Source organism: Kitasatospora sp. NPDC088264 (genome assembly GCF_040685715.1).
In the GTDB taxonomy this organism is placed as follows: Bacteria; Actinomycetota; Actinomycetes; order Streptomycetales; family Streptomycetaceae; genus Kitasatospora.
Genome location: NZ_JBFBIR010000007.1, coordinates 179,716 through 196,219, shown reverse-complemented (window position 1 = coordinate 196,219; position 16,504 = coordinate 179,716). Strand labels below are relative to the sequence as shown.

At 73.3% G+C, this 16,504-nt stretch carries 16 protein-coding genes; 10 read left to right on the top strand and 6 right to left on the bottom strand.

Annotation, left to right across the window (positions count from 1 at the left end; all coding sequences use genetic code 11):
- Positions 1 to 107: 107 nt before the first annotated feature.
- The 3 genes from AB0O82_RS08890 to AB0O82_RS08880 form a co-directional block, all read right to left on the bottom strand.
- Positions 108 to 1,595 carry an FAD-dependent monooxygenase gene (locus tag AB0O82_RS08890; RefSeq protein ID WP_363581614.1) on the bottom strand — a complete coding sequence of 496 codons (1,488 nt, stop codon included), beginning with the start codon at positions 1,593 to 1,595 and terminating at the stop codon, positions 108 to 110.
- Positions 1,596 to 1,751: 156 nt separating this feature from the next.
- Positions 1,752 to 3,452, bottom strand: a complete 1,701-nt coding sequence (paaN, locus tag AB0O82_RS08885) for a phenylacetic acid degradation protein PaaN (RefSeq protein WP_363581612.1) — start codon at positions 3,450 to 3,452, stop codon at positions 1,752 to 1,754.
- A gap of 173 nt (positions 3,453 to 3,625) precedes the next feature.
- Positions 3,626 to 4,894 carry a hypothetical protein gene (locus AB0O82_RS08880; protein WP_363581610.1) on the bottom strand — a complete coding sequence of 423 codons (1,269 nt, stop codon included), beginning with the start codon at positions 4,892 to 4,894 and terminating at the stop codon, positions 3,626 to 3,628.
- A gap of 158 nt (positions 4,895 to 5,052) precedes the next feature.
- Here AB0O82_RS08880 and AB0O82_RS08875 point away from each other — a divergent pair, with 158 nt between their 5' ends.
- Complete coding sequence (locus AB0O82_RS08875; protein ID WP_363581608.1) at positions 5,053 to 5,637, top strand: TetR/AcrR family transcriptional regulator; 585 nt, start codon at positions 5,053 to 5,055, stop codon at positions 5,635 to 5,637.
- A 49-nt stretch (positions 5,638 to 5,686) separates the two neighbouring features.
- Here the strand turns inward: AB0O82_RS08875 and AB0O82_RS08870 are convergent, their stop codons facing one another.
- Positions 5,687 to 6,133 (bottom strand): Lrp/AsnC family transcriptional regulator, encoded by a 447-nt coding sequence (locus AB0O82_RS08870; protein WP_363581606.1) that lies wholly within the window; start codon positions 6,131 to 6,133, stop codon positions 5,687 to 5,689.
- 164 nt (positions 6,134 to 6,297) lie between these two features.
- On the opposite strand from AB0O82_RS08870, the gene pdhA reads away from it, so the two are divergent.
- From pdhA to AB0O82_RS08850, 4 genes are all read left to right on the top strand, one after another.
- A complete protein-coding gene (gene pdhA / locus AB0O82_RS08865; RefSeq protein WP_063348428.1) occupies positions 6,298 to 7,437 on the top strand; it encodes a pyruvate dehydrogenase (acetyl-transferring) E1 component subunit alpha in 1,140 nt (379 codons plus the stop codon).
- Positions 7,437 to 8,441 carry an alpha-ketoacid dehydrogenase subunit beta gene (locus AB0O82_RS08860; protein WP_350876812.1) on the top strand — a complete coding sequence of 335 codons (1,005 nt, stop codon included), beginning with the start codon at positions 7,437 to 7,439 and terminating at the stop codon, positions 8,439 to 8,441. The genes pdhA and AB0O82_RS08860 overlap by 1 nt, the downstream gene beginning before the upstream one ends.
- A complete protein-coding gene (locus tag AB0O82_RS08855) occupies positions 8,441 to 9,799 on the top strand; it encodes a dihydrolipoamide acetyltransferase family protein (RefSeq protein WP_363581627.1) in 1,359 nt (452 codons plus the stop codon). Before AB0O82_RS08860 ends, AB0O82_RS08855 begins: the two co-directional genes overlap by 1 nt.
- Before the next feature lie 223 nt (positions 9,800 to 10,022).
- A complete protein-coding gene (locus AB0O82_RS08850) occupies positions 10,023 to 11,696 on the top strand; it encodes a globin domain-containing protein (protein WP_363581604.1) in 1,674 nt (557 codons plus the stop codon).
- Positions 11,697 to 11,818: 122 nt separating this feature from the next.
- On the opposite strand, the gene AB0O82_RS08845 is transcribed toward AB0O82_RS08850, so the two are convergent.
- Complete coding sequence (locus AB0O82_RS08845) at positions 11,819 to 12,361, bottom strand: NUDIX domain-containing protein (RefSeq protein ID WP_363581602.1); 543 nt, start codon at positions 12,359 to 12,361, stop codon at positions 11,819 to 11,821.
- Positions 12,362 to 12,688: 327 nt separating this feature from the next.
- Here AB0O82_RS08845 and AB0O82_RS08840 point away from each other — a divergent pair, with 327 nt between their 5' ends.
- Together AB0O82_RS08840 and AB0O82_RS08835 are read left to right on the top strand one after the other, a co-directional pair.
- The gene (locus AB0O82_RS08840) at positions 12,689 to 13,552 is read left to right on the top strand and encodes a helix-turn-helix domain-containing protein (protein ID WP_363581600.1); all 864 of its coding nucleotides are present in this window, start codon (positions 12,689 to 12,691) and stop codon (positions 13,550 to 13,552) included.
- Positions 13,553 to 13,809: 257 nt separating this feature from the next.
- Positions 13,810 to 14,235 carry an SsgA family sporulation/cell division regulator gene (locus AB0O82_RS08835; RefSeq protein WP_363581598.1) on the top strand — a complete coding sequence of 142 codons (426 nt, stop codon included), beginning with the start codon at positions 13,810 to 13,812 and terminating at the stop codon, positions 14,233 to 14,235.
- Between the two features lie 166 nt (positions 14,236 to 14,401).
- On the opposite strand, the gene AB0O82_RS08830 is transcribed toward AB0O82_RS08835, so the two are convergent.
- Positions 14,402 to 14,782, bottom strand: coding sequence for a phage holin family protein (locus AB0O82_RS08830; protein WP_363581596.1), 381 nt, complete (start codon positions 14,780 to 14,782; stop codon positions 14,402 to 14,404).
- 153 nt (positions 14,783 to 14,935) lie between these two features.
- Here AB0O82_RS08830 and AB0O82_RS08825 point away from each other — a divergent pair, with 153 nt between their 5' ends.
- The 3 genes from AB0O82_RS08825 to AB0O82_RS08815 all read left to right on the top strand — a co-directional run bounded on the left by AB0O82_RS08825 (position 14,936) and on the right by AB0O82_RS08815 (position 16,372).
- Positions 14,936 to 15,253, top strand: a complete 318-nt coding sequence (locus AB0O82_RS08825; protein ID WP_363581594.1) for a cupin domain-containing protein — start codon at positions 14,936 to 14,938, stop codon at positions 15,251 to 15,253.
- A gap of 33 nt (positions 15,254 to 15,286) precedes the next feature.
- On the top strand, positions 15,287 to 15,955 hold the full coding sequence (gene tenA / locus AB0O82_RS08820) for a thiaminase II (protein WP_063348422.1): 669 nt from the start codon (positions 15,287 to 15,289) through the stop codon (positions 15,953 to 15,955).
- 216 nt (positions 15,956 to 16,171) lie between these two features.
- Positions 16,172 to 16,372, top strand: a complete 201-nt coding sequence (locus tag AB0O82_RS08815) for a DUF5326 family protein (RefSeq protein ID WP_063348421.1) — start codon at positions 16,172 to 16,174, stop codon at positions 16,370 to 16,372.
- Positions 16,373 to 16,504 lie beyond the last annotated feature (132 nt).

The following is a 16,504-nucleotide window of genomic DNA, read 5'->3' as shown; positions in this document are numbered from 1 at the left end:
GTCCCGCTGGGCGCCGCTCCAGGGCCGTGTCCGTTCAGACGTCCGACGGCCCGCGGCGCCGGATCAGCGGCAGGTAGACCTCGTCCACGATCTGCGCCCGGCGGGGGTCAGGGGGTGCCGAGCCAGGCGGTCAGGGCGGTGCGGAGCTCGCCCTGACCGGGGTCGACGGCGCCCCAGGCGGCGTAGCCGTCCGGGCGGATCAGCAGGACGGTGTCGCGCAGCTTGCCGTGCGGGTCGGCCGGGGCGGCGGTGACCATGCGGTCCGCCCAGGGTTCGGCGGCGGCCAGTTCGTCGTTGCTGACCAGGACGAACTTCCCCTCGCGCAGCGCCTCGTAGAGCCGCTCGGGGGCGGCCGGGGCGCCCTCGACGGGCTTGCGCAGCGCCGTCAGCCGCAGGTCCGGGACGCGCTTGCCGACCTGCGGGTGGGCGTCCTTCGGGGCCGGGTAGGAGATGTCGATGCCGGAGACCATCCGGGCGCCGCGCTCGGTGACCGGGTCGAGGTGGCCGCCGAGCGTGGTGAGCGCCCCGCGCAGGGCGCGGGTGGGGGCGGACTCGGCGAGGGCGAGCCGGATCAGCGCGCCGGAGGTGCGCAGCACCGTCCGGCCGACCGGGTGCCGTTCGCCCTGGTAGGTGTCGAGCAGGGCGTCGGTGGCGTGGCCCTGGAGGGCGGCGGCGAGCTTCCAGGACAGGTTGGCGGCGTCCTGGAGGCCGGTGTTCATGCCCTGGCCGCCGGCCGGGGAGTGACAGTGCGCGGCGTCGCCGGCCAGGAAGACCCGGCCGGAGCGGTAGTTGGGGGCCTGGCGCTCGTCGCTGTGGAAGGTGGAGCTCCAGCGGACGTCGTGCAGGCCGTAGTCCTCGCCGAGGGTGGTCCGGGCGATGGCGGCGAGGCGCTCCGGCGAGGGGGTGGTGCCGTCAGGCTGCCGCTCCTTGCGGTCCCAGGCGATCAGCCGGTACCAGCCGTCGCCGAAGGGGGCGAGGAAGGAGAAGCCGGTCTCGTTGGCGCCGACGGTGATGGTGTCGGCGGGCTCGCGCTCCAGCCGGACGTCGGCGAGCATCACGGAGTCGACCACGGACTCGCCGGGGAACGGGATGCCGAGCAGGTCGCGCACGGTGGAGCGGACGCCGTCGGTGCCGACCGCGTACCGGGCGGTGAAGGCGTTCCCGTCGCGGGTCTCCAGGGTGATGCCCTCGGCGTCCTGGCGCAGGGCGGTGACCTCGGCGCCGCGCAGGATGGTCGCGCCGGCCTGCTCGGCGCGGTCCTGGAGCAGCCGTTCGACGTGGTACTGCGGCGTGATCAGGACGAACGGGAAGCGGGTGGGCAGCGAGCTCAGGTCGATGCCGAAGCGGTCGAACATCCTCAGGCCGGTGACCGGGCGGCCGGTGGCGATGAGGTCGTCAGCGAGGCCGCGGGCGTCCAGGAGCTCCAGAGTGCGGGCGTGCACGGCGAAGGCCCGGGTCAGGTTGGACTCGGCGCCGCGCTTCTCCAGGACGGTGACGCCGACCCCGGCCGCGGCGAGGTCGCCGGCCAGTAGCAGTCCGGTCGGTCCGGCACCGACGATCAGGATGTCGGTGGCGGTCGTCGGCTTCGCGGTCATGTGTCAGCTCCCGGTGTTCGGAGGGCGGTTGGACGCCGTGTCCGGCGTTCTCCCAGACTCCATCATCCCGGGCCCGCGGGGAGCTGTGAACCGCCGGGCCCCGGCGGTGGGTGACCGCCGGGGCCCGGAGCGGATCGGACGGGGCCGGGACGGCGCTCAGCCGTGCCGGCGGACCTCCACGGTGCGGAACCGGTTGGCGACGAACGCGCCGTCGCAGTAGGCCGAGTTGGCGGCCGGGTTGGCGCCGGTGCCGTGCAGGTCGGAGAAGGCGGCGGTCTGGTTGGGGTAGACGCCGCCGGTCAGGTTGAGCGAGAGCGAGACGCCGGCGTCGAGCGCGGCCGCCACCAGCAGGCCCTCCACCTCGGGCGAGGTGGTGTAGCCGGAGGCCGTCATGGCGCCCTTGTCGCGGACCGTGGTGCGCAGCAGCTCGACGGCGGCGGGGGTGGACTCGACGGCGACGGCGAAGGAGACCGGGCCGAAGCACTCGGTGCGGAAGACCGCGCGGTCGTCCGGCTTGTCGGCGTCCAGCTTGACCAGCGCGGGGGTGCGGACGGTCGCGCCGGGGAAGTCCGGCGAGGTCACCGCGCGCGGGGCGAGGGCGAGCTCGCCGTACTCGCCGCCGGCCGCGGCGGCCGAGCGCTGCAGCACGCCCGGGTTGACCACGGCGCCGAGGATGGCGGCGGCGCGGGCGTCGTCGGAGAGCAGGCCGTCGATGGCGGCGGCGAGGTCGGCGACGACCTGGTCGTAGGACTTGTCGCCCTGGTCGGTGGCGATGCCGCCGCGCGGGATCAGCAGGTTCTGCGGGGTGGTGCACATCTGGCCGCTGTAGAGCGAGAGGGCGAAGGCCAGGTTGCCGAGCATGCCCTTGTAGTCGTCGGTGGAGTCGATGACGACCGCGTTGACGCCGGCCTTCTCGGTGTACACCTCGGCCTGCTTGGCGTGCTCCTCCAGCCAGTCGCCGAAGGCGGTGGAGCCGGTGTAGTCGATCAGCCGGATCTCGGGGCGGACGGCGAGGGTCTGGGCGACGGTGCCGCCCTCGTGCTCGACGGCCAGGCAGACCAGGTTGGGGTCGTAGCCGGCCTCGGCGAGCACCTCGCGGGCGGTCCGGACGGTCAGCGCGAGCGGCAGCACGGCGCGCGGGTGCGGCTTGACCAGCACCGGGTTGCCGGTGGCCAGCGAGGCGAACAGGCCGGGGTAGCCGTTCCAGGTGGGGAAGGTGTTGCAGCCGACCAGCAGCGCGAGGCCGCGCGGGACGACGGTGAACTCCTTGGTCATCACCAGCGGTTCGCGCTTGCCCTGGGGCTTGGTCCAGCCGGCCCGGCGGGGCAGCCGGGTCTGCTCGGCGTAGGCGTAGGTGACCGCCTCCAGGCCGCGGTCCTGGGCGTGCGGGCCGCCGGCCTGGAAGGCCATGCCGTAGGCCTGGCCGGTGGTGTGCATGACGGCCTGGCCGAACTCGTGGGAGCGGGCGTTGATCCGGTGCAGGATCTCCAGGCAGACGGCGGCGCGCTCCATCGGGGTGGCGGCGGCCCAGCCGGGCCGGGCGGCGCTCAGCGCGGCGATCAGCGCGTCCGGCTCGGCGTGCGGGTAGCCGATGCCCAGCTCGATGCCGTACGGGGAGGCCTCGCCGCCGACCAGGTCGCCGTCGGCGGGGTGGCCGTCGAGGGTGAACGGCTGGCCGAGCAGGGCGTCGAAGGCGGCCTTGCCGTCCGCCGGGCCGCTCTCGCCGTACGCCTTCGGGAACTCGGGGTAGGGCGACCAGTAGTCGCGCTTGGCGGCGGCGTCGAGGGCGGCGTCCAGGGTGGCCTGGTGGCGCTCGACCAGCTCGCCGACGAGGGGGTGGGTGACCGCTGCGGACATCTGTGCGCTCCTCAGGAGGGAGGACGGGACACGTCACAGGGTAACCGAACGATCGGTCGGCTCAAGAGGGTGCAGGGGACGGAATCCGGGAAGACGCGCGGGGCGGTGGCCGGAAAGCGCGCGGGGGCGCGTCCGTGGCGGACGCGCCCCCGGGGGCCGGTGCGGGGCAGGGTCTACGGCACGCCCAGCTCGAAGATGACGTACCCCGCGTACCAGCCGGAGGCGACCGCGCCGAAACCCAGCACCGCGGCCAGCACCGGCCAGCTGAGCTTGCGCATCGCCACCGCGAGCGCGATCAGCAGCGGGAACGCCGGCAGCAGGTAGCGCGAGACGTTGCCGAAGATGCCGAGGCTCCCCAGCACCGAGACGATCGTGGCCAGCGTGTAGGCGGTCAGCACCAGCGGCGGGCGCAGCCGGATCAGCAGCACGATCAGCACCGGCAGGGTGAGCACGATCAGGGTGGCGAAGAGGTCCGGCACCGGGAACGCGAACGGGTAGTCGTTGCGGCCGAGCAGCACGCCGCGGATCGCGTGCCAGGTGCCCTGGCCCCAGTCGAAGTAGTGCAGCCAGGCGTCGTGCTGGAGCCGGAAGTAGCCGCCCCACTCGCCCATCCGCCAGCCCACCCAGGCCACGTAGCCGAGCAGGCCGACCGGGGCCAGCAGCATCGCGGTCAGCGGGCGCAGGACGCCGCTCTCGCGCCGGTACAGCTCCACCAGCGCGGCCAGGCCGACCGCGCCTATCAGCGCCGCGGCGGTCGGCCGGTTGAGCCCGGTGACCAGGGTGATCACCCCGGCGGCGACCCACTGCTTGGTCATCACGCAGTAGCAGGCCCAGGCGGCCAGTGCGACGAAGGTGGAGTCCGAGTAGACCGCCCACTCGGCGCCCGAGCCCGGGGCGATCGCCCAGATCCCGGCCGCGATCACGCCCGCCCTGGGGCCGGCCATCCGGTCCACCACGGCGTAGATCCCGGCGGCGGCGAACAGCGAGGCCACCACCGACACCAGCATCCCGGCGCCGTACAGGCCGAGGCCGGTGACGTCCGAGGTCATCCGCATCAGGCCCGGGTAGAGCGGGAAGAACGCGGCGGAGTTCTGCTCGACGGAGAAGCCGACCGGGCCGTTGGGGATCGTGACCAGCGCCGGGTGGTAGCCGAACTGGGCCACCTGCTGGTACCACCAGCCGTCCCAGGTGGCCAGCACGTCCCAGGGGTTGGCGCCGCCGCCGAACCGGGCCGGCTTCTTGAGGTAGTCCCCGGAGAAGGAGAGCAGCTTCATGAAGACGGTGAAGCCGATCAGTTTCAGCACCGCGTAGCACCACACCGCCGGCCCGAACCGGACCACCAGGGCGCGGGCGCCTTCCCGCCAGCCGCCGCCGGGCACGCCCTCCGGATCATCGCTGCGCTGCTCGGGCACGTCGGAGGCGACGGCCGGTATTGCGTTCATTCGGACTGGACCCCACCCTGCTGGACGTGGACGATCGTCCGCCGAGTCTAGGGCCTGCGCATCGGGGCCTGGTGTGGACCAGTGCGCTGCCGCGGACCCGACCGGACCCGACCGGACCCGATCGCGTACGGCGCGGGGCGGCCGGGGATACTCGGAGGATGGCCGATCACAGCACGCGTACCGCCTACACCGTGGAGTCACTGCTCGCGGTGACCGTCGACGTGTTCAACGAGCGCGGCTACGACGGCACCTCGATGGAGGACCTGTCCCGGGCGGCCGGGATCTCCAAGTCGTCCATCTACCACCACGTCCGGGGCAAGGAGGAGCTGCTGCGGCTGGCCGTCGGGCGGGCGCTGGACGGGCTGTTCGCGATCCTGGCCGAGCCGGCGGCGGTGCGGGGCCCGGCGGTGGAGCGGCTGGAGCACGTGGTGCGCCGCACCGCCGAGGTGCTGCTCGCGGAACTGCCGTACGTGACGCTGCTGCTGCGGGTGCGCGGGAACACGGTCACCGAGCAGTGGGCGCTGGAGCGGCGCCGGGAGTTCGACCACCAGGTCGCCGAGCTGCTGCGGGCGGCGGTCGCGGACGGTGCGCTGCGCGCGGACGTCGAGCCGCGGCTGGCCACCCGGCTGCTGTTCGGGATGATCAACTCGATCGTGGAGTGGTACCGGCCGGGCCTCAAGGGCACCGACGGCCTCGCGGACGCGGTCGTCCACCTGGCCTTCGACGGGCTGCGCGCGCGGTAGCCGCCGCCGGCCGGTGGCCGGGGCCTGCCGGTCGGTCCGGGGGACCTGGTCAGTCCGGGGGGACCTGGTCGGTCTCCTCGAAGATCAGCATGGTCCGGGTGCCGAGCACCTGGGGGATGGACTGGATGCTGCCCAGCACCAGCTCCCGCAGCGCGTGGTTGTCCGCGGTGTGCACCAGCAGCAGGACGTCGAAGTCTCCGCCGACCAGGGCGATGTGGGCGACCCCGGGGAGCTCCAGCAGCTGCTCCCGGACCGTGCGCCAGGAGTTCTGGACGATCTTCAGGGTGATGTACGCGGACGCGCCCTGACCTGCCCGTTCGTGGTCGACGCGGGCGGTGAAGCCGCGAATGATGCCGTCCTCGACCATCCTGGATATCCGGGCGTAGGCGTTCGCCCGGGACACGTGCACCCGCTCGGCCACCGAGCGGATCGAGGCGCGGCCGTCCTGCTGCAGCAGCCGCAGGATCGAACGGTCGACCCGGTCGAGTCTGGACATCTGTTCAGCCGACATGACCCCCCACCCTCGCCGATTGGACGCACTGCCACCAGTCGACCGCCGCTCAGGCCGAATGTCCACCACCTTGTCACGCTTCTGGTCAAGATGAACAGACGACCGAACAATCGGTAGGGAGCCCCCGCCACCCCAGGAGGTGCCCCGAGATGACCGTTCTCGACCACAGACACCACACGGCGGTGCCCGGCTGGACCCCCGGGGCCACCGCCCCGCGGACCGACCCGGCCCCCCTGCTCCCGGACGCCTCACCGGTCCGGGTGCTCGGCACCCCCGCGCTGGAGAAGTACGACCCCGCACTGCTGCGCGAGCTGTACCGCCGCCTGGTGGTCGGCCGCCGCTTCAACCAGCAGGCCACCACCCTGACCAAGCAGGGCCGGCTGGCCGTCTACCCGGCGTCCACCGGCCAGGAGGCCTGCCAGGTCGCCGCCGCGCTGGTGCTCGGCGAGGCCGACTGGCTGTTCCCCAGCTACCGCGACACCCTCGCGGTGGTCTCCCGGGGCGTCGACCCGTTGGAGGCGCTGACCCTGCTGCGCGGCACCGCCCACACCGGCTACGACCCGCGCGCCACCCGCACCGCCCCGCTCTGCACCCCGCTCGCCACCCAGGCCCCGCACGCGGTCGGGCTGGCGCACGCCGCCCGGCTGGCCGGCGAGCCGGTGGTCGCGCTGGCCATGCTCGGCGACGGCGGCACCAGCGAGGGCGACTTCCACGAGGCGCTGAACTTCGCCGCGGTGCTCCAGGCGCCGGTGGTCTTCCTGGTGCAGAACAACGGCTACGCGATATCCGTCCCGCTCAGCGCGCAGTCCGCCGCGCCCACCCTCGCCCACAAGGCCGTCGGCTACGGCATGCCGGGCCGGCTGGTGGACGGCAACGACGCGCCCGCCGTGCACGGCGTCCTGACCGAGGCGGTCGAGCGGGCCAGGACCGGCGGCGGCCCGACCCTGGTCGAGGCGCTCACCTACCGGGTCGAGGCGCACACCAACGCCGACGACGCCACCCGTTACCGCACCGACCCGGAGGTGGCCGCCTGGCGGGAGTACGACCCGATCCTGCTGATGGACCGCTCGCTGCGCGAACTCGGCGTCCTGGACGACGCGCTGGTGCAGTCGGCGGCCGACGAGGCGGAGGCGCTGGCGGCCCGGATGCGGGCCGAGTTCCACGCCGACCCCGAGCTGGACCCGATGGCGCTGTTCACCCATGTCTTCGCCGAGCCGACCCCGCAACTGCGGGAACAGGCCGCCCAGTTGTCCGCCGAGCTGGCCGCCGAGGCCGAGGTGCAGCACTGATGAACCAGACGGCCACACCGACCCGTACGGCGAGCATGGCGCAGGCGCTCAACGCGGCGCTGCGCGACGCCCTGCGCGAGGACCCCGCGGTGCACGTGCTCGGCGAGGACGTCGGCGCGCTCGGCGGCGTCTTCCGGATCACCGACGGGCTGACCGCCGAGTTCGGCCCCGATCGCTGCCTGGACACCCCGCTGGCCGAGGCCGGCATCCTCGGCACCGCGATCGGCATGGCGATGTACGGGCTGCGCCCGGTCGTCGAGATGCAGTTCGACGCCTTCGCCTACCCGGCGCTGGAGCAGCTGTTCTCGCACGTCGCCAAGATGCGCAACCGCACGGCCGGTCGGCTCCCGCTGCCGATCACCGTCCGCATCCCGTACGGCGGTGGCATCGGCGGGGTCGAGCACCACAGCGACGCCTCCGAGGCGTACTACGCGGCCACCCCCGGCCTGCACGTGGTCACCCCGGCGACGGTCGCCGACGCGTACGGGCTGCTGCGGGCCTCGATCGCCTCCGACGACCCGGTGGTCTTCCTGGAGCCCAAGCGGCTCTACTGGGGCAAGGACGGGTTCGACCCGGCCGCACCGGTCGAGCCGATCGGCCGGGCCGTGCTGCGGCGGCCCGGCACCTCCGCCGTGCTGATCACCTACGGGCCCTCGCTGCCGGTCTGCCTGGAGGCGGCCGAGACGGCGAAGGCCGAGGGCTGGGACCTCGCGGTGCTGGACCTGCGCACCCTGGTGCCGTTCGACGACGAGACGGTCTGCCGGGTGGTGCGCTCGCTCGGCCGGGCCGTGGTGGTGCACGAGGCGAGCGGCTTCGGCGGCACCGGCGCGGAGATCGCCGCCCGGGTCACCGAGCGCTGCTTCCACCACCTGGCCGCGCCCGTGCTGCGGGTGACCGGCTTCGACATCCCGTACCCGCCGCCGATGCTGGAGCACCACCACCTGCCCGGGGTGGACCGGATCCTGGACGCGGTCGCCCGGTTGCAGTGGGAGGACCGAGGATGATGCCCGTCGTGCGCGAGTTCCGGCTGCCCGACCTCGGTGAGGGACTCACCGGGGCCGAGGTGGTGCGGTGGCTGGTCGAGGTCGGCGAGGTGATCGCGGTCGACCAGCCGGTGGTGGAGGTGGAGACCGCCAAGGCCGTGGTGGAGGTGCCCTGCCCGTACGGCGGGGTGGTCACCGCCCGGTACGGCGAGGAGGGCGAGGAGATCGCCGTGGGCGCGCCGCTGGTGACGGTCGCGGTGGCTCCGGCGGAAGGGGCTTCGCTGCTGGCCGAGGCGGCGGCCGGGATGCTGGTCGAGGCGGCGGCGGAGGTGGAGCGGCCGCTGGTCGGGTACGGGGTCGCCGAGCCGGGGAAGGGCGGGCGGCGGCGCCGGGTGGGGGGTGCGGCTGCTGTTCCTGCTGTTGTTGCTGCTGTTGATCCGGCTCCTGTTCCTGCTGCTGTTCCGGTTGTTGTTCCGGCTCCCGCGCTGGTGGTGCGGACCGTTCCGGGCGTGGTGCCGGTGATCTCGCCGCTGGTGCGGCGGCTGGCCCGGGAACAGGGGGTCGATCTGGCCGCGCTCTCCGGCAGCGGCCCGGACGGGCTGATCATGCGCGCGGACGTCGAACGGGCGGTCGCGGCGAAGGCGGCGGCACCGACGGCTCCGGCGCCGACGGCTCCGGCGCCGGTGGCGCGGGAGGGCGTCGTCCCGCTGCGCGGGCTGCGCAAGGCGGTGGCCGAGAAGCTCAGCCGCAGCCACCGGGAGATCCCCGCAGTGACCTGCTGGGTGGACACCGATGCCACCGAACTGATGGTGCTGCGGCGACAGTTGAATGCCACCCCGGGCCCGAAGGTGAGCGTGCTGGCGCTGCTCGCCCGGATCTGTACGGTCGCGCTGGCCCGTTTCCCGGAGCTCAACTCCAGTATGACGGAGGACGGTTCGGGCATCATCCGACACTCGGCGGTGCACCTGGGCTTCGCCGCGCAGGGCGAGCGAGGTCTGGTCGTCCCGGTGGTGCGGGACGCCCACGCCCGCACCACCGAGCAACTCGGCGAGGAGTTGGGCCGGTTGACCGAGGCGGCGCGCGACGGCTCGCTCACCCCGGCCGAACTGACCGGTGGCACCTTCACGTTGAACAACTACGGGGTGTTCGGCGTGGACGGCTCCACCCCGATCCTGAACCACCCCGAGGCGGCGATGCTCGGGGTCGGCCGGATCGTCGCCAAACCCTGGGTGCACGAGGGGGAGTTGGCGGTGCGCGAGGTCGTGCAGCTGTCGTTCACCTTCGACCACCGGGTCTGCGACGGCGGGACGGCGGGCGGTTTCCTGCGGTTCGTCGCGGACTGCGTGGAGCGGCCGGGGACGCTGCTGCGGCAGCTCTGAGCACGACTCGGTCGCCCTGGGTGGCGTGCTCCGCACCCAGGGCGACGGGGCGCGAATCGAGGGAGAGTAGCGCGTCCCGGGCCCGGGTGTCCGGGCTTCGCGTGATTTGTCGGATGAGCAGTTCGGGCGTGCCACGCTGCCTAGGCGTCAGCAGAGACAAGCCAGGTGGTGGCGCAGGGCGGCCGGAGGCGAAACGATTCTCTTGGGTACTCGAAACGTTGCGGTGAAGTCCCGCAGAACACTTCTGGTCCGCACCGGGCACGGCTCGGCGGGTGCCGCCTCCGTCCCGGGCCTGCCGGAGCTCCCGGCGGACGCGGCGGCGGACACGATGGCGCACGTGACGGCCGAGGTGACGGCGGCCGGGATGGCGGCCGGGGTGACAGCCGCGAGGGCGGCCGGGGCGGGGCCCGAACGGCCGCCGATGCCGCTGGACCCGCCGGACCTCCCGCCGCAGATCCCGGCCGAGGCGCCGACAGCCGTCCTCCCGGCGGTGCCCGCTCCGCCGGTGCGGCCGCCGGCCGTCCCCGCGCCCAACTACCCGGAGCCGCCGGCCGAGTCGCCCGCCGTGCCGTCTGCCGCCCCCGCGTTCCGGCCGCTGTTCACCGACGCTCCCGGCCTCAACTGGGCGGGCCCCGGCGACAGTTGGACCAGGGCTTGGGCCGTGCAGGAGCCCGCCGAGGGCCGTCCGGCCCAACTGTCGGCCCCGCTGCCCGCCCCCGACCGCAGCGCTCCCGACCGCAGCGCCTCCCCCGTCGAACAGCCGCTCACCGTACGGGACGTCGAGCTGATCCGGGCCAGCCTGGCGGTCGTCGAGCCGGTCGCCGACCGCGCCACCGCGCACTTCTACGCGCTGATCTTCCTGCACCACCCCGAGGTCCGGGCGCTCTTCCCGGCCGCCATGGACGTCCAGCGGGACCGCCTGTTCCGCGCGCTGCTGGCCGCCGCCCGCGCCGCCGACGACCCGGCCGGCCTGCGCGTCCACCTCGGCGCGCTCGGTCGCGGCCACCGCCGGTACGGCACGCTGACCGGCCACTACGGCCCGGTCGGCGAGTGCCTGGTACAGGCGCTGGCCAGGTACGCGGGCAGCCGGTGGGACGCCGAGACCGAGCTGGCCTGGCGCAGGGTCTACCGGCTGGTCTCCTCGATCATGATCGAGGCCGCCGAGGACGCCGCCCGCACCTCGCCGCCCTGGTGGCAGGGCGAGGTGGTCCGGCACGAGCGCCGCACCCGGGACGTCGCGGTGATCACCGTCCGGCCGGACCAGGCGTACCCGTACCGGGCCGGGCAGTACACCAGTCTGGAGACGCCCTGGTGGCCGCGGGTCTGGCGGCACTTCTCGTTCGCCTCGGCCCCCCGGCCGGACGGGCTGCTGACCTTCCACGTGAAGGCCGTCCAGGCGGGCTGGGTGAGCAACGCGCTCGTCCACCGGGCCGCGCCCGGGGACGTCCTGCGGCTGGGCCCGGCGGCCGGCACGATGACCGCCGACCACGTCGCCGGCGCGGACCTGCTCTGCCTCGGCGGCGGTACCGGCATCGCGCCGATCCGCGCGCTGGTCGAGGAGGTGGCCGAGCGCGGCACGCCGGTCGGCGCCGTCGACGTGTTCTACGGGGCCCGCCGCGCCGCCGACCTGTACGAGCTGGACGGGCTGGACGAGTTGGCCCGGCGGCTGCCGTGGCTCACGGTGCGGCCGGTGCTCTCCGGCACCGGGCCGGCCGAGGGTGCGCTGACCGGCGAACTCCCCGAGGTGGTGGGGCGGTTCGGGCCGTGGGCCGGGCGGGAGGCGTTCCTCAGCGGGCCGCCCGCGATGGTCCGCCGGGGCGTCGGGGTGCTGCTGCGCTCGGGCGTGGCGGCCGAGCGGATCCGGCACGACCTGGTGGGCGACCTCGCGGCGGGGTGATCGGGCGGCGGGGTGATCGGGCGGCGGGGTGATCGGGTGGCCCCGGCGGGAGAATCAGCCGGGATCGGGAGTGGCCAGCGGGTCGGCGGGTCAGCTGGTCAGCGGGTCGGCGGCTCAGCCGGTCAGCCGAGGTCCGGGGCGAGCAGCGCGCGGACGCCCTCGATGTTGGCCGCCAGGTACGCCCGCAGCCGGGGCGGGACGACGTTGACGGAGGTCACCCCCTCGCGGGTGAACGGCAGCCGGACCACCTGGTACTCGCCGTTGGGCTCGTCCACCTCGGGGCCGTGCCGCCGGCTGAGGTCCATCGAGGCGAGCCGGCAGGCGAAGAAGTGCTGCACCTTGACCCCGTGCGGGTGGAGCAGGGTGCCGTCGTCATGGTGCGTGTGGCTGATGGTGTCGACGAAGGCGGGCACCACGTCGACGATCTTGCCGCCGAGTTCCTCGTCCACCTCGCGGTGCAGCGCCTCGACCACGGTGCGGTCGCCGCGCTCGACCCCGCCGCCGGGAGTGATCCAGTACGGCTGGGGCGCGCCGGGCCGGACCCGCCGGATCAGCACGATCGAGGCCGGGCCGTACGGGTCGTCCGGGTCGAGCTCCAGCAGGATCGCCCGCGCGGTGCGCTTCACCACCGGGCGGGGCGGCGGGGTTCGGTTGTCGGGGCCCATGGCGACCTCCGGGGCTGGAGCGTTGTGCGGGAGTCTCCCGCGGGACGGTCCGGCCGAAACCCGCCCGAACCGGTGCGTCCGTTCGGGGGCGGGGAGTAACTGCGGATAGATCTTGGATAGCGAAGGTGAATCTTGAACTGATCTTCCAAATATTGGTCGATTCTGATTCTCGCCTTCGAATCGAAGGATTTTGCCGAGTGATCGGTGTAAGAGTGATTGCAGGGAGGTCATCCCTGTGCTGCAATGAGCCACTATCGGGCAGATCGGAGGGCTTCGCTCCGGATGCCCTTTCTGTGCATTGACTCGGGCTGGGGGATGGACGTGGCCATGGATCAGATCGCAGAGCCGTCCAGGACGGTCCGCACCGGGCGCGTCACCAGGTCGCCGACGCCCACCTCGCCGCCCGGCAGCCCGCCGCCGTCCACCTCGCCGTCCACCTCGCCGGGCAAGGGCCGCGGCCCCACCCTGATCGGCTCCGTCCAGCGGGCGCTGCGGCTGCTGGAGGCCGTCGGGGGATTCCGGCAGGGCGCCACCGCCAAACAACTGGCCCGCGCCGCCGGACTGCCGCTCGGCACCGCCTACCACCTGCTGCGCACCCTCACCCACGAGGGCTACCTCCGGCGCTCCGACGGCCGGTTCTTCTACGGGGAGTCGGTCAACGGCATAGGCCGGGCCGACGACCGGCAGTCCGACCGGCACGACCTGCGCACGCGGATGCAGCGGTTACGGGACGAACTCGGGGCCCCCGTCTACTTCGCGCTCTACCGGGACGGCGAGATCCACGTGGTGGACGTCGCCGACGACCCCGGCCGCCCCGCCGTCCAGCCCTGGGCCGACCTCCGCGCCACCGGCCACGGGCACGCCATCGGCCAGTGCCTGCTCGGCCAACTGTCCGAGGAGGAGCGCCGTGACCACCTCGCCCGCCACCCGCCGGTCGGGCTCACCCCCTCCACCGTCACCGGCGAGGCTGCCGTCCTGCGCCGGCTCGCCTCCCTGCGACCGACCATGCCCGTCCTGGAACGTCAGGAGTACGCGCTCGGCACCGTCTGCGCGGCCGTCCCCATCACCGTCGGGCCGATGGTCGCCACCATGGCCCTCTCGCTGCCCGTCGAACAGGCCGACCGGCTGACCGTCGTCGCCGGCCAACTGCGGCGCAGCGTGGGCGCGATGGGCCCGTCGTTCGTCCTCTGACGCTCCTCGCGCCGTCACGGATCCCGTTCGTTCACCATTTGAAAAAGCACGCCTTGTCCACTACGTCCCCAAACATGGACGATGGTGACCTAACGGGGATTGGTTGCACAAAACCGTCAGAAAACGCCCCGCACGCAGCAATTGACGACCCCGGCCCCGCGCCCGAAGCCCCCAGCCCTGCCCCCGCCCCCCAGCCCTGCCCCTACCCCCCCCACCCCACGGCCCACCCGGCCGGCCCCACGAGAGGTACTGGCGCCATGCAGCACAGCACAGTCCAGGGACACCTGGTGATGAACCTCGTGGTCTCGCACGAGCTCTCCTTCCGCATCGTGGTGGACCTGGAGTACGAGCCCGACGACCCGTACGCCGTCCGGTTCACCTTCCACCTGCCCGGCGACGAACCCGTCACCTGGGTGTTCGCGCGCGAGCTGCTGCTCGACGGCATCAGCCGGCCCTCCGGCGAGGGCGACGTGCACATCCACCCGGTCGGCGAGGAGCTCACCGAGGTCTGCATCGTGCTGCACTCCCCCGAGGGGGACGCCCTGCTGCGGGCCTCGGCGCCGCCGCTGGTCGCCTTCCTGGCACGCACCGACCGGCTGGTGCCGATGGGCCAGGAGATCACCGGGCAGGAACTCGACGCCGAGCTCGCGGACATCCTCCGGGGATGTGAGAACGCGGGGTGAGCGGTGGCCGCGCCGCTGCCACCGACGAAGGGGCCCGCGCCGGGTGAACCACCCGGGCGCGGGCCCCTCTCGTGTTCGGCCTGACGGTGTTCGGCCTGATGGTGTCCGGCCGCCTCGTGACCGGCCGGGTCGGGTTCGGCCAGTCGGTGCCCGGCCACGGCCGAGGTCAGTCGTCGTCCAGGGCCAGGTGCAGCCCCCACGAGACCAGGCTGATGATCAGCGAGCCGAGCAGCGCCGGCACGAAGCCCGTGACGTTGAAGTCCAGGTGCAGCTTCCCCGCGGCCCAGGAGGTCAGCCACAGCATCAGGGCGTTGATCACGAAGGTGATCAGCCCCAGGGTGAGGATGAACAGCGGGAACGAGAACAGCTTGACCAGCGGCTTGATCAGGAAGTTGACCAGGCCGAAGACCAGGGCGACGGCGACCACCGTCAGGGCCTTGTGGCCCAGGTCGGCCTTGCCGCTCGCGAGTTGGATACCGTTGACGATCCAGGCGGCGACCCAGATGGCCACCGCGTTGATCACTGTCTTGATGAGGAAACCCTTCATGACGCCCAAGCCTGGCAGGCCCCGCCGTCCCGGGGGAAGCTCTCCTCGGACATGTTGGCGCTCCCGCCGGACATCCTGGCTCCCCCGGTCCGGTGCCCGTGGTGTTGAATGCCCGTGGCCCGCACGGTGGATGGACGAAGGAGGGGAGTAGCGGTGAAGCTGTTCCGGTTGGACGAACTGGACGTCGAACGCGCGGCGAACGACGGCGCGTACCTGCGCTTCCTGTGCGAACCGCGGATGTCCGCCGGGCTCTACGCGCTCTCCCCCGGCGACACCGACCCGCAGACCGCGCACGACCAGGACGAGATCTACCAGGTGATCAGCGGTCGCGCCGAACTGACCGTCGGCGCCGAGACCGCCACGGTCGGGCGCGGCACCGTCGTCTACGTCCCGGCCGGCACCCCGCACCGCTTCCACCACGTCACCGAGGAGCTGCGGGTCCTGGTGGTGTTCTCCCCGCCCGAGGGCTGACCGCCCGCGGACCGACCGTCTAGGGTCCTGGGCATGAGCAAGAGCCTGACGGAAGAACTCTGGGCGGCCATCGAGCCGGTGTACGCCGAGATCCTCGCCCACCCCTTCATCGGTGGCCTCACCGACGGCACCCTGCCGCGTGCGGCCTTCCGCCACTTCGTCGTCCAGGACTCGCACTACCTGCGCGACTACGCCCGCGCGCTCGCCGTCTGCGCCGCCAAGGCGCCCGGCGAGGAGGACGTGCGGGCCTTCGCCGACGACGCGGTCGGCGCGCTGGCCGCGGAACAGGGCATGCACGCCGAGTTCCTGACCGCCTTCGGCGGCAGCGCCGAGCAGGCCGCCGCCGAACCGGTGCTGCCCACCACCCGGGCCTACACCAGCTACCTGCTGGCCACCGTCTACGGCGGCTCCTTCGCCGAGGCCGTCGGCGCGGTGCTGCCCTGCTACTGGATCTACGCCCGGGTCGGCGAGGCGCTGCTCGCCCAGGGCTCCCCCGACCCGCTGTACGCCAAGTGGATCGCCACCTACGGCGACGAGGCGTTCCAGTCCGTCGTCCGCCGGGTGCTGGCGCTCACCGACCGCCTCGGCGAGGAGATCTCCCCGGCCGAACGGCGCCGGGTCGTCGAGCACTTCACGACCACCTCGCGCTACGAGTGGATGTTCTGGGACGCCGCCTGGCGCGGCGAGCGCTGGCCGGTCTGACCGCTGGTCGCAGGGGGTGCGGGGCCCTTGCCGGGGGTCGTCCCCGAGGTCCGCACCCGGGTCTCCCCGGGGCCCCGGGTCGGGGTGATCTAGGGGTTCTCTCCGGGCCGACGGGCCTCGTTCCGGCACTCGTGTCCCCGTACGATCGAAGTACCGAAAGCAAGCGGGATGCGGCACCGGACGGCAGCCGACCCCACGGGGAGAGAAGGAACGGTCATGGCTGAGCTCTGGAAGTCGCTGCCCTCCTGGGTGCGGAACATCGTCATCCCGGTGCTGGTCCTGGTGCTGCTCTGGAACATCGTGGGATTCGTCTTCGGTGTCGTCGGCGCCCTGCTGAGCATCATGATCAAGGTGCTGGTCGTCGCCGGCATCGCCGCCGCCGTGGTGGTCCTGGTGAAGAAGGCCGCCAAGGGCTGAGCAACCGCCCGAGGCCCGGCCCCCGTCCAGGGGGCCGGGCCTTCGGCGTTCCTGGCGCGGGGTCCGGCCGGCCGGAGGCGTGCTGGACCTGCGGCGATCGGCTCGCTACGGTGTTGGGCGTCATGTGCAGGC